This window comes from Pirellulales bacterium, from assembly GCA_033762255.1.
GTDB lineage: Bacteria > Planctomycetota > Planctomycetia > Pirellulales > JALHPA01 > JANRLT01.
Genome location: JANRLT010000065.1, coordinates 159,143 through 171,916, shown reverse-complemented (window position 1 = coordinate 171,916; position 12,774 = coordinate 159,143). Strand labels below are relative to the sequence as shown.

Genomic DNA, 12,774 nt, shown 5'->3' with positions numbered 1-12,774 from the left:
ACCGCCCGCCCCGCGCCGCATTAAAACTGGCTGGACTGATATTTGCGCCGCAGGTAATTTCGCAGCCAAATGGCGGTAACATTTAGTATGGTGATGATGGCAATCAGAAGCAACGTGGAGGTCATGACCAGGGGCATGGCGGCGGCGCTATTTGGGCTAAGGAATCCCACGTTAAACACGTGATACGACAGATGCATGAAACTTCGTTCTAAATGCAAAAACGGAAAATTCCAGTCTAATGGCAGGTCCGGGGCCTGCTTGACCACCCCCACCAGCATCAGCGGGGCGACTTCTCCCGCGCCGCGGGCCATGGCCAAGATCAACCCGGTCATGATCCCCGGCAACGCGCGGGGCAGCACAATGCGGCGGATCGTCTGCCACTTGCTGGCGCCGCAGGCGTAAGATCCCTCGCGCATGGAGTTCGGCACCGCGGCCAGCGCTTCTTCGGTTGCGACAATCACCACCGGCAAGGTCAATAACGACATGGTCAGCGACGCCCACAGCAGACCCCCCTTGCCAAAGACGGCCTGACCCTCGGCCACGGCCGCAGGATAAAATAACCGGTCGATCCCGCCCCCCAGCCATGTGCAAAAGAAAAACAGCCCAAACGCCCCAAAGACAATGCTGGGAACGCCCGCCAGATTATTAATGGCGATGCGGATCATGCTGACGATTAATCCCGGTTGGGCGTATTCCCGCAAATAGAGCGCGGCCAGCACGCCAAAGGGCGTCACCAGGATCGACATAAAGAGTGTCATGGCCACCGTTCCCCAAATACAGGGAAACACCCCCCCAGCCAGATTGGCCTCGCGCGGGGAAGAGCTTACAAATTCCCACCAGCGACTGGCGTACACGCCCAGCTTGCCGAACCAGCCCAGTTGATTGGGCGTGACCAGGCGGACAATTTCTGGCAAAGGGACGCGGATTTCGACCCCCTCGTTCGTACGGCTAAAGACCCGCACCAGGATGGCCGCATTCTCTTCCTCGTCCTGTTTTTGTTTTAACCGAGAAGCCTGCTGTTGTTGCGATTCGCGATGCCATTTTTCAAATTCCGCCAGGGCCAGGGCTGGATCCGTGATAGAAGGTCCCTCCGCTGGGACAAACGCGGCCAAGATGCCGATCAATTTGCCATCGCTCAATCGTTCCACCACCACGGCATCGCGGGGAAAAGGCTCCCGCACCGCGGGGGGAAAGGCCGCCAGCGCCGCGGGAGAGAGTGCCTCGGCGGATAAGAGATCATTCCCCCGCACCCATTTGTCCATGCGGCCGCCATTCAGTTGATTGCTCCCCTGGAAACGCCAGCGGGTGGCTGCGGCGTCAGAGGTGTCGGTGGCTTGCAGTTCCCCGACAAACACCCCTCCCGCCGCTAGCTTGAGCGCTTGGATCGGGGCGGGCCAAAACGTGCTCCCCCCCTGAATGACTATGTAGCCGATCAGGCCAAAAATCATCGCCAGCGCGATAAATAATGCCCCCCCGGTCAGCCAGATCAGGGGCTCGCCCTGCGCTTTTAATAAAAAGTAGTTGGATGGCTGGCGGCGATAGCCCCGCCGACGGCGCGGAGTATCCGCGACAGCCGCGCTGGAGGGGGATTCGTCAGAGCTCATACGCCCTCCGGCGGAATCGCTGCCGCACGACCTCCGCAAGGGTGTTTATCACAAAGGTCATCATAAACAGCACCAACGCGGCCAAAAACAACACCCGGTAATGCGTACTGCCGGCGGGCGTTTCGGACATCTCCGACGCAATCCCCGCCGAAAGCGTCTTAAACCCGTTAAATATGCTGAATTCCATTATCGGCGTGTTGCCCGCCGCCATGAGCACAATCATCGTCTCACCCACGGCGCGTCCCAGGCCAATCATCAACGCCGAAAACAGGCCGCTCATGGCCATCGGTATCACGATCCGCACCGCCGTTTGCCAGGGAGTCGCCCCGGCCCCCAGTGAGGCCGACCGTAGATGATTAGGCACGGTGGAAAGCGCGTCATCGGCAATGGTGTAGATCAGGGGAATAATGGCAAAGCCCATGGTAATGCCCACAACCAGGGCGTTCCGTCGCTCAAAGCCCACCGAGTCCGCCCCTCCCCGAATGTCAAACCCCAGCATCAGCCCGACTTGTGTTAAGAGCGCCGCCATGAGGGCGGTCACCAGCACGGTGGCGGCAATCAGGGCAAAAAACCTGACAATATTTAAAAGCGCCGCGCGGGGGCGGGACCAGCCTTGGGACTTTCTCCGCAGCCAGACATCCCCCCATCGGCCCCCGCTGATGGAGATAAAAATTCCCACCAAGGGCAACAGCAATAAAAACCAGCCCCCCCACGGAGAGGATCTCCCCAGCGGGTTGGTCGGGGACTCGTTAAGCCAATCCATGATAGATTTGCCGAAGATCCACTGTTCCAACGTCTGTCCCGACCACACGCCCAAGAGTACTCCGGGAATAATCGCGAGCGCGATTACAACCAACCGCCAGGAGCCAGCCTGCAGGGTGATCCGCTGGGGGAGGAGTTCCCACAAATACGCCGCTAAAATCAAGCCCAGGGGTACCAGTCCCAGCGCTGCAAAGACCTGTCCCAAGTGATGTTCCAAAAATGGGGCAAAGAGCATTCCCGCAAAATAGCCCAGGACGACGCTAGGCAGGCTGGCCATCATCTCGATCAGGGGCTTGACGCGGGCCTTGGTGGAAGGATGCAAAAATTCGCTGGTAAAAATAGCCGCTAAAAAAGCGAGGGGAGCTCCAAACAGCAAACTATAAAACGTGGCCTTCAGCGTGCCAAAAATCAGCGGGATCAGGCTAAACCGCAACTCCGCGCTTTCGCTGCCAGAGGTTTGCCACTGAAAGACGGGCTGGCGTGATCCTTCGTACCAGACAGGCAAAAAGATGCCAGCCAGGGTAATATCGGGATGCAGTGCCTCGTAGTCCCACGCCTGCGCCGCGCGGGTAGCAATCCTCCCCGTGGGGGCGGATGTCGCGGCTTCCGTTACCTGGGAAAGCGTCACCAACCGCGTCTGTTCGGCATTGAGCGCGGCGTGGGTGATAGGCGATTTCCGCCCCTCTTTGGCGGCGGGGATCTCCGCCAGAATTCGGTCCAGGGTGATATACAATAAGCGGAGTGAGCCTGATTCAGCCAGCGAAATAACAGTACGGTTGCGTTCGGTGGCGATCAGTTGGCGGATAGGCCCCCCCTGGCCGAGAAACTGGTGGGCACGAACCAACGAAGGTTCGTTGGGCGTCATTCCCGGAGAAGGGTTCACCGGAAACCACGCCTGCACCAACCCAGCGCTATCGCCTATTAAAAGGGTTGTTCCACCGAGCAGCATTTCCAGGGTGGTTACTTTTGTGCCGCTAGGCAATGTGGAAGAGAGGTTTGAAAGCACCTTCACCGGGGTGTAGGCCAGCGGCCGCTTTCCGGGTTGGGCCACTTCCGTCCCCAGCCGATACCACTCCAGCGTCCCATCTTCCCACAGGCAATACAATAAATCACCTAGCCCCGACAGACCGATAAACCGGGGAGCCTGACCTTGCTCATTTAATACAGGGAAATCCGCGATCAATTTTCCCTGGGTAGGCTGCAACGCCCCCCCCACTAGCGGCATGCGCATGACTTGGCAGGCGCCATCGTCGCGAAGTGCCGCCGCAACCAACGCGGTGGGGTTATTGTTGGCCAGAGCCAACGCGCGGGGGGGGCCACTTAATTGCCAGGGAAAATACCTTTCCCAGACCAGTTCCAGCGTATCCGCCCGCCACTTGCCGGAGGGGAGTTGGGACCACAGCTTTTCTCCCAGAATGAGGGGTTCGTTCCCCGCTGGCGGGGATGGGTCGGCTCCGGCTATGGGAACAGCGGTAGTCGTGCTTGAGGAAGCTTGGCCTTCTTCGGCGTTATTGGCAGGTATTTTGGGGGGCTGATTGTGGAACGTGGTTACGTTGGCTACTCGCCCATAGTGAAATTCCCCGCTGGCGTTGGCTGCCAGTAGTCGACCATCGGGCAGCACGCTAAGCAGAGTGATCCCGGAAAGCCCCGTTTGATCGGATGAGAGCGTGGACAGTGTGCGTCCCCGCGTGGTCTCCCACACGCTCCAAGCGCCGGATTGATCGATTTGCCAGGCGAGCTTGCCATTGGCCGACAAGCGGATCGCCAGCAATGGGGCACCCTGCGCTGGTAAGGCCGAAAGCTCTGCACCCGTGGTCAATCGCGGGGAACTTCCCAGCGGTAGCACCACCACGACCAAAAACACGCAAATGAGCAAAACCACGATGATCGTGCCAATGCCCCCCACCGTGATCAAAGTCCGCGCTAGACTGTCGGACCACTTGACCCAGGGGCTGGTGACCAACCGGCGTTGATGTCCAGTGAATTTAGCGGGGGCATTCATACAACAAGCGGCGGCGAGTGACTCATGTCCAACACGCGGACAGTCCCGGCAAACCCGGATAAGATCAAATTAAGGGAGTTGCAGCTTCGTGAGTTCTTCCTGGACCTGGTCGGCATTGAGGGGGATGTAGCCTTCCTTCCCCACCAGTGCTTGGCCATCGCGGGATAAAACAAACTTTAAAAACTCGCGTTTGAGCGGAACCACGGGCTTGCCCGGTTCTTGGTTGATGCTGAGATACAAAAATCGGCAGAGGGGGTAGGAATTGTCATAGGCGTGATCCACGTTCGGGGGGATTTTTTTGCCCCCTGGTTCCATGCTCAGCGGCAGCACCTTGACCGCGGCGTTTTGGGTGTAGCCCACGCCGCAATACCCGATCCCATAGCGGTCCTCCGCCACGGACTGAATGACGGCGGCGCTCCCCACGTTTTCGTTGGTGGAGGACTTGTACGTGCCGTTAAACAAGGCCCGTTCCTTAAAAAACAAATACGTTCCCGACGCCGAATCCCGGGAATACAGCTTAATCGGTTTGTCGGCGTATTCGCCGGTGACGCCCAGATCGCCCCAGGTCTTCACATCGGTGGGAAAGCCACCTTTGCGTTCGCTGGAAAAAATGGCGTCCAGTTCGGGCAGGCTTAGGCCGGTCAGGGGATTATCGGGATGCACAAAGACCGACAGCATATCAATGCTGGTCTTGATGGTGGTGGGCTGATAGCCATGCGCTTTTTCAAAAGCGGTGATTTCCTCTGGCTTCCAATCGCGGCTCATCGAACCAAAGGTCGCCTGATTGAGCGCGAGGGCCTTGGGCGTGTCGCTGGACCCCTTGTGTTCCAATTGAACTCGAATGCCAGGATGGATTTTGCGAAATTCTTCCGTCCAAAATCCCATCAATTGGGACATGCTGTCCGAGCCTTTGCTAATAAAATCGCCGGACAGTTCTTCGGTCCCTTTTTTATAGGGAGCAAGTTCTTCCAATTGGGACGCATGTTCGGCGGTGGTCGCGGGGGTGGACTGGGTAGGGGCGGTCCCGGTTCCAACGGGCGGGGAGGGAGAGCAACCGGCCAGCAGGCAAAATCCCAGCGAAGCCAGCATCAACCGTGTCAGCCGATGTATTGTGTTCAACGGATATGGCATATCTTTACAACAGGGTTAGCGGCAAAATGTGGATTTTAGCCATAAATTGTGAGAAAATGATGAGGCAATATCCGGTCGTTAGGCATCCCCGGTAAAAACCCGGAAATTTGGCCGAAATCCAGCGAAATTGACGTCGGGTCGGGCGACGGGGCCAGCTTGACCGCGCGAAGTCGTGCATGCAGACTAACACTTGGCAGCGGCGAAAACAACCCAAGCTCGCGTGTTGGAACTTGCTGGTCTGGCCAGTTAGAACGCCGTTCCCAAAGAACACCCGAAAAAATTGTTTTAGCCTGCCAATATCCGACGCGCCTGTATGAGACACATCATGGCTAATTCCCCCAAACTTGCGCCGTTTCATTCCGGCGGAGCGTTCACCACGCCCCGCCAAGAACGTGCCGTTCTGTGGCTCGTCGCGGGAATGTGCAGCCTGGGGTTGTTGTCACTATTACCGGGCTTGGTTCATACCGGCAGCGGGTTTGCCCCGCAGTATGCCCGGGTTGTGATGTTGGTGGGTTTGTGGCAGTTGGGGTTGGCCATTTGGCAGTTGACTATTCCCGACTGGACGACTCTGAGAATCTCGATGGTCGCTTATGCCATCTTGGCGACCGCGTATGGAGCGATCTTTGCCGTTTGCCTGGTGACTCCCGCCGAGAAGCAGCTCTTTTGGGATTTGACGGAGATTCGAGGTTCCGCGCTTCCTTGGTGTGGCGGAATGGTGGTCCTCACCCTTTTTTTAGCGTATGCCTGTGGAATGGTCGGCAGCCGTTGGCGGCGACAATTGCAAAAAGCGATTCGCCAGGCGGCGGTCGGCCCGCGGCCTTAGTGCGCGAGGGATGGGTTGGCCGCGTCCCAACTGGCGGAATCGGGTTGAAGGGATAGCTGCGACATAATTTCCGAAATAAGTCGTTCGCGATTAACAGGCTTAGTGGTGTAACTATCGCAGCCGGCCGCCAAGCATTTTTCGCGGTCGCCGGCCATGGCATGAGCGGTTAAGGCGATAATTTTGCCAGTATATTCCTTGGCCCGCAGCAGGGCCGCCGCTCCGTAGCCATCCAGCAGGGGCATCTGCATATCCATTAGAATTACATCGTAGGGTGTGCCTCTGTCACGCGCTTCCAAGGCCGACTGTACGGCCATTTCCCCGTTTTCCACCACCGTGACCGTGGCTCCCGCTTTGCGTAACAAAAACGAAATCAACCGTTGATTGTCGGGGCCGTCCTCCGCTAACAAAATAAAGCGATTCGCCAGGGGCAAGTCGGCTTCCTTGGCGGGTATAAAGACATTATCCGTCTCTAATTCTTCATTCGCATGGGGCGGCCATATCAACCATGTCTGTTCTAATGGACCGGTGCCAATGATAGCCCGAAAACGCGTCCCTTTTCCCGGCTCGGATTCCACGATGGTGATGTCTCCCTGCAGGCATTGGGCCAGCCGTTTGCTGATACATAACCCCAGTCCCGTGCCTCCAAAGCGGCGCGTTACGGATGTATCCCCCTGCGAAAAAGGTTTAAAGACTTCCGCTTGCTGCTCCATACTCATGCCGATGCCGGTATCCACGACATCAAACTGTAGGGCGGGAGGAATCTGGTCCAACAATCGCACGGACAAGGTGACACTTCCTTGGTTGGTGAATTTAATGGCATTACCCACCAAATTGACTAGAATTTGCCGCAAACGCATGGGATCGGTTGTAATCCGGGCGGGAATTTTAGATTGGTACTGCAAAACCAGGTTGATCTGTTTGGAATTGGCCCGCACGCGCATCGTGGAGAGTACTTCCTCGATAATGTCCACGGGCGCGCAACTCAACATTTCCACCGCCATTTTGCCGGATTCGATTTTTGACAAGTCTAAGATATCGTTGATAATTCCCAGCAAATGGTCGCAATTGCGCTGAATGGTGCGCACGGCATTGATGCGCAGTTCCGGCGCTCTTCGCAAATCCCCTTCTTCCAACAGTAAGTCCGCGAACCCCACAATGGCGGTCATTGGTGTGCGGATTTCGTGGCTCATATTAGCTAAAAATTCGCTTTTGCTGCGATTGGCGGACTCGGCCGCGTCGCGGGCTTCTTCTAGCAATTGGTTATTACGCTGCAACTGGCGCGCGTATTCTTCCACGCGGGATTGTTGGGCGTGCAAATCTTGCAAGGTCTGGCGAAGCTGTTCCTCGGCTTCGCGTCGTTGGCATTCAATTTTCCAGGCGCTAATTAATTGCGCGCTGGTGACTAATAACGGCTCTAGCCCCGCCAGGAGATCCAGCGTGTAGCCTCCGGGCCGATTCGCCAACCCGATCATTCCCACCAATTCATCCCCGTTTAAGAGCGGAATCCCCAAAAATGAGTCCAACACGGGATGGCCTGGTGGTAATCCTCCCCGCCGTGGATCCGTCTGGGGATGGTTGCTTAATACTACCTCGCGCGTGGTCAGCACCACGCCAAACAGCGTTCGCAGATTCTTTAATTCCAACTCTTGGTTCCCGCGCGAGCGCAGGAATGCGGCAGCGGCCTGATTCCACGAGATATCCGCAAAGGCAATGGTAGACAGATACGGCTGATTATCAGGGGAGTACCGCACTTCGGTAATAAACCCATATTCACTGAGGGTTTCGCGCAAGGTCTCGTTTAATAACTCGCTAAAGACCGCGATCGGATCCCCGCCTTGGATAAAATTTACTTTCACGCGCGAAAGGGTTTGCAATTGCGCTGTTTGTTCCACCAGCCGTTCTTCTAAGTTGCGTCGTTCCGTGATGTCAATCATGACACCCCGCAAGATCAATTTGCCATTGGCTTGCCGCTTTACCGAGATGATATCATCAATCCAGATGATTTCGTCCCGGGCGGATAGCATGCGATACTGAATGCGATGGTCCCGGCCGGCCAGGGTCTCTTTTTTACAACTATTCATGGCATCCTCGCGATCGGCGGGATGCAGGGTCTTGGCCCAAAAGCCAGGTTTCAGCCAGTTGGACAGGGGATACCCCCATTTTTCCGCTTGCGGCGACACATACAAAAAGCATTCGTTGGCGGGATCATATTCCCAGACGATTACATCCGTCCCTTCCAGCAACGTTCGCATCCGTTCGCCGCTTTCCTCGAGTATCCGGTTTTGTCTTGCTAATTCTTGCGCGTGGGACGTCAGTTCTCGCTCCATCGTCGTACGATAGCTTATATCCGTGACGGTCATCAACAAGCGTGCCGGACCGGGCGTGGGAACTGCCGTTAGCGAAACATCCAGCAAGAGGATTCCGCCATCTTGGCGCACCCCCCGCACATCCCGTTCTTGGCATAATGTTCCCAGCGGGGTTTGATCTTTGCGTGCCGGGAATTTCACCGCTCCTTCTTGCCACGGCGGCACCAAAAATAGCTCCCGAGCTTTTAGCCCCAACATTTCGCCTGTTTGATACCCAAAAATTCGTTCAGCCGCGGGATTGGCATGGCAGATTATTTGCCACTCGTCAATCAACAACATTCCATTTGGCACGGCGGTGATGAGGGAACTCAATTGTGATTGCAACCGCTCGAAATTGGCGTGGGTTTGTCGCGCATAGCCGGAAATGCGACTCACGCTAGCGGTAATGGCCATCCATCCCACTACCACCGCTCCCCCAACCATAATTAACAACGGGATGGCATCACCGGCCAACAGTCGCCAATCCCACAACGCATAGCCACCAATTGATAAAAGCACCGCCAGGCATAGCCAGGGGACGGGATCTGCTTTTGCATAGGATATTGCACGAGCAAATATTGTTGACATAGAACGCAAGGCGCGACTCGGCAAGACAAAAAAAGAGTGCTAGCTCCGTTTTTATCGTCTCGGTTGAATCACCTGTTAATGCGCCTAGTAAATATTGCGGAATACCCCTTGACGCTAGTTAGTTTATGCGGATGCCCGCAGGTGTGCTGCGCTCTTTGCCAATGCCTTTCCATAAATTCCCGCAAACTCGGTTAACCCGTTTTTTTCCACAAATGTGCTGCAACTGGGGCCAACTCTGGCTCTCTCTAGCTGGCTACCCGCCAAAATCATGCGGTTCCCGGCATAAGCTACACTTGAGTGGCCATAAACCAAGCTTTCCTGTTGACTAAATATGAATTCCCGCTCCGCCACAACTCCGACTGCAACTCTTTTGCAGATGCAGTTCACCTGCTCCCCCGAATGGTGCCACGAGTGGTGTTGGATGATCCTGGGTTTGCTTTTGGTGTTGATTACGGTATCTCCCTGGGCCAGTGGTTTTGCCACGGTGACGCGTTCCGGCGAAGGAGATCCAGCCCTGTACGCTGCGGAAATCGCCCGTATGCAAGCTGGAGAAAATTTCTACGATGCCGCCGCCGCCGAACTTGTCTCCCGTGGTTATCCCACAAAAAGTGTGTTCAACTGGCGCACCCCTTTTCCCATGGCGGTGATTGCCCTGGTGGGACAAACAGGGGGAAGGTTATTGCTAGTTTGCCTGGGCGTATTGCTATTGAGCTTTGCCGGCCAGGCGTTATATCAACGAGGAGGATTGCTGGCGGCGGGAACGGGTCTGGGCCTTTTAATCGGTTGCGTCTTACCCGTGATGCTGGAAACCGCATACTTGCTTCCTGAAGTTTGGTCAGGAATCTTAGTCGGCTTATCCTTGGCGGCTTATGGTTGCCAGCGGCCTGTCACAGCAGTGGCGGCGGGGGGAATGGCCCTGTTTTTTCGTGAACTGGCCGCCCCGTACGTGCTCGTTTGTCTGTTTTTTGCCGCCAAAGAACGCCGCCGCGGAGAATTAGCCGCATGGGTCACGATTTTGATTTTGTATGTGTTGTTTTATGCGGCGCATTTACAAATGGTGCTGCCGAGAATAACACCCCATGCCACGGCCCATAGCCAAGGCTGGCTGGCGTTTGGCGGGGCGGCGTTTGTGATTTCCCTGGTGCAAATGAATGTTTGGTTGTTGGTCCAGCCGCAATGGTTGAGCGCGGTCGTGCTGACCGTTGCCGCCCGGGGGTGGTCGCTGGCGCGGGAGTCGTGGGAACTACGGGTGGCGGCCACGGGGGTCATCTATTTGCTGGCTTTTGGCTGCATTGGTATGCCGATCAATCAATATTGGGGTGCCCAATGGAGTTCCGTCGTCGCCTTGGGTTGCGGGATGTGCGTGGGAAAACTAACCACGCCTGGAGTAAGGGAATCAGTGACAAAGCCATTCCCCGGGCAGGCGGTAGCCTAATGGTGGGACGTGGCAGCCGAGTTTGGCGATAGCAAGATCAAATAATTGACTTTGGTCCAATTTCAGCAGTGCGTTGCTTATCAGGCCCATAAAAAAACGCCCCGGATGTCTCCGGGGCGTTTTTGTTTGATTAGTGCGTCAGTTTCCTGCAACACTTTGCCGTGCGTTGCGCGGCGTTTACTTTTTACTGATAGAGGCGTCCGTCGTGGATTCGTCGGTGGATTCCGCGGACTTGGTTTTAGCGCGGGTTTTGGCTTCTTCCGCGACGGCTTTTTCGATGATTTTGGCAAAGGCCACGGCGGCCTGCAATTCACCCTGCTTGTAGTAAGGGTCATCCGCTCGGCCCAGGCGATTGATCTTCTTTGCGTTCAGTTCTTCCCAGCTCATGTCATTGGCAAAATGCCAGGTAGCGGCCTGCGCCACGCGTTGACTGACTTTGTCATTTGCAAGCGCGATCAAGACTTTTTCTAAATGCGGATCGGAATTAACTTCGGCCAGGGGCTTCATTTCATACTTGATGTAAGCATTTGGCTCGCGTAGCCCGTGGTTCAGGCAAACCATGGCGACTTTTAATTCTCCCACTTTTTCAGGGGCGATATTAAAGATACCGCCACCACCCCCGCCACCACCGATGCCGCCACCCCCCCCGATTCCGCCGCCGCTATTTTGGTTTTGGTTATTACCCCCATTGTTACCGCCGCCGCCACCGATGCCGCCACCCCCCAACCCCCCCTGGGCCAGAACAGGGACCGCGCCAAAAACGGCTGGCAGCCTGACCGCGACTGGGTCCTTGCCATTGTTCTTGATGCGAATTTTTGCTTCGCGCGATTGATCGGTGTGGATGATCTGCACATCCAACTGACCGTTCGACATGCCGCTAAACAACTCCACCTCGACGGCGGGGGTTGTCGCCGCGGGCTTGGTCGCGTTCGAGGGGGATGTTGCGGGGCTGGCACCTTGGCAAAGCCACGCTGGCAGCCCACACAGGGCCATACTCAAAAAGATAGGGAATACGCGCATCGAAACTCTCCCAAAAGCTCGCCGGGCAACTGTGAGCCAGCGAAAAATAAACGAACCGTTCTGTTCCAAAAAAGAAAAGTTGCCGCACTACTCCACGGGCCTAACGGCCGTGGCTATCGTGCCGCGCATCACACTCAGCGAAAGCCAAACGCCAGGGCGGACAGCGGTGCGGTAATTTCTTTAGAATAATTCACCAAAACGCAAAAACCAAGCAAAAAACGATGTTCCTCCGGGATTTCACCAGCAAAACTTATCCCTTTTTGGGGGTTCCTGATCCAGCCGGGTAAAACCGGGAAACAGCCAATACCCGCCCCTGGCGGAGCTGTCCCGTGCGGGGAAAAGAGATCACTTGGTTAAATTTACGCGAATTTGGCCTAAGTTTCGGCTGCTAACTCCGCCAGGGCCGTCAAAACTTGTTGATCATGGCCGTCCACCTTGACCGCTTTCCAGACTTTGGCAATTTTGCCATCCGGACCGATCAAATACGTCGATCGGGCAATACCCATGCTTTTTTTGCCGTACATGTTTTTTTCCCGCCAGGCGCCGTATTTTTCAGCCACTTTGTGGTCAGGATCAGCCAAGAGGGGAAAATTGAGCTGATACTTATCGCGAAATTTGCCGTGAGAGGCCGTATCGTCGGGGCTAACCCCCAGCACCACGGCGCCGGCCTTGGCCAGTTCTTTTTTGCGATCACGAAAAGCGCAGGCTTCGACGGTACAGCCGGGGGTGTCGTCTTTGGGGTAAAAATAAAGGACCACGGGCTGTCCCTTGAAACTGCTAAGTTTGACTTTGGAGCCGTCATCCGCGGCCAGGGTAAAATCGGGGGCTTTGACGCCAGGTTCCAACCAATCGGACATGTTTATTCCTATTTGTATTTCAGAAGGGAAAAAAGCCATTATTTGCGGCGCACAACCGCAAAACCTGCCAATACCCTAGCGACTAACAAGTCTTTGACCAGAGGGGGCGTGTGAAGGGAAGGATTGCCAGGAAAATGAACTGGGTCCAAAAGGATGCTTGCCCGGACATTCTAACCAGATCGACACAAAGTTTTCCCAGTTGTCCCT

General features: G+C 55.9%; 8 protein-coding genes. 2 read left to right on the top strand and 6 right to left on the bottom strand.

What is annotated here, in order from left to right; all coding sequences use genetic code 11:
- Nucleotides 1-20: 20 nt before the first annotated feature.
- The 3 genes from pstA to SFX18_18070 all read right to left on the bottom strand — a co-directional run bounded on the left by pstA (nt 21) and on the right by SFX18_18070 (nt 5,499).
- The gene (gene pstA / locus SFX18_18080; protein ID MDX1965060.1) at nt 21-1,604 is read right to left on the bottom strand and encodes a phosphate ABC transporter permease PstA; all 1,584 of its coding nucleotides are present in this window, start codon (nt 1,602-1,604) and stop codon (nt 21-23) included.
- Nucleotides 1,594-4,368 (bottom strand): ABC transporter permease subunit, encoded by a 2,775-nt coding sequence (locus SFX18_18075; protein MDX1965059.1) that lies wholly within the window; start codon nt 4,366-4,368, stop codon nt 1,594-1,596. The genes pstA and SFX18_18075 overlap by 11 nt, the downstream gene beginning before the upstream one ends.
- Before the next feature lie 69 nt (nt 4,369-4,437).
- Complete coding sequence (locus SFX18_18070) at nt 4,438-5,499, bottom strand: phosphate ABC transporter substrate-binding protein (protein ID MDX1965058.1); 1,062 nt, start codon at nt 5,497-5,499, stop codon at nt 4,438-4,440.
- Between the two features lie 325 nt (nt 5,500-5,824).
- On the opposite strand from SFX18_18070, the gene SFX18_18065 reads away from it, so the two are divergent.
- A complete protein-coding gene (locus SFX18_18065; protein MDX1965057.1) occupies nt 5,825-6,322 on the top strand; it encodes a hypothetical protein in 498 nt (165 codons plus the stop codon).
- Here SFX18_18065 and SFX18_18060 read toward each other — a convergent pair.
- Complete coding sequence (locus SFX18_18060) at nt 6,319-9,255, bottom strand: ATP-binding protein (protein MDX1965056.1); 2,937 nt, start codon at nt 9,253-9,255, stop codon at nt 6,319-6,321. The two genes, SFX18_18065 and SFX18_18060, sit on opposite strands and share 4 nt — an antisense overlap.
- A 376-nt stretch (nt 9,256-9,631) precedes the next feature.
- Here SFX18_18060 and SFX18_18055 point away from each other — a divergent pair, with 376 nt between their 5' ends.
- Nucleotides 9,632-10,690: a hypothetical protein gene (locus SFX18_18055; protein MDX1965055.1), complete on the top strand. Its 1,059-nt coding sequence runs from the start codon at nt 9,632-9,634 to the stop codon at nt 10,688-10,690.
- A 177-nt stretch (nt 10,691-10,867) separates the two neighbouring features.
- Here SFX18_18055 and SFX18_18050 read toward each other — a convergent pair whose 3' ends face one another.
- Both SFX18_18050 and bcp read right to left on the bottom strand, forming a co-directional pair.
- Nucleotides 10,868-11,710 carry a hypothetical protein gene (locus tag SFX18_18050; GenBank protein ID MDX1965054.1) on the bottom strand — a complete coding sequence of 281 codons (843 nt, stop codon included), beginning with the start codon at nt 11,708-11,710 and terminating at the stop codon, nt 10,868-10,870.
- Nucleotides 11,711-12,084: 374 nt separating this feature from the next.
- Nucleotides 12,085-12,567 carry a thioredoxin-dependent thiol peroxidase gene (gene bcp / locus SFX18_18045; protein ID MDX1965053.1) on the bottom strand — a complete coding sequence of 161 codons (483 nt, stop codon included), beginning with the start codon at nt 12,565-12,567 and terminating at the stop codon, nt 12,085-12,087.
- Between the last annotated feature and the right edge of the window lie 207 nt (nt 12,568-12,774).

Coding starts and splice junctions, on each gene's coding strand:
- SFX18_18050 (MDX1965054.1), bottom strand. CDS start 11,710: ATGCGCGTATTCCCTATCTTTTTGAGTATGGCCCTGTGTGGGCTGCCA.
- SFX18_18055 (MDX1965055.1), top strand. CDS start 9,632: ATGCAGTTCACCTGCTCCCCCGAATGGTGCCACGAGTGGTGTTGGATG.
- SFX18_18075 (MDX1965059.1), bottom strand. CDS start 4,368: ATGAATGCCCCCGCTAAATTCACTGGACATCAACGCCGGTTGGTCACC.
- bcp (MDX1965053.1), bottom strand. CDS start 12,567: ATGTCCGATTGGTTGGAACCTGGCGTCAAAGCCCCCGATTTTACCCTG.
- SFX18_18070 (MDX1965058.1), bottom strand. CDS start 5,499: ATGCCATATCCGTTGAACACAATACATCGGCTGACACGGTTGATGCTG.
- SFX18_18065 (MDX1965057.1), top strand. CDS start 5,825: ATGGCTAATTCCCCCAAACTTGCGCCGTTTCATTCCGGCGGAGCGTTC.
- pstA (MDX1965060.1), bottom strand. CDS start 1,604: ATGAGCTCTGACGAATCCCCCTCCAGCGCGGCTGTCGCGGATACTCCG.
- SFX18_18060 (MDX1965056.1), bottom strand. CDS start 9,255: ATGTCAACAATATTTGCTCGTGCAATATCCTATGCAAAAGCAGATCCC.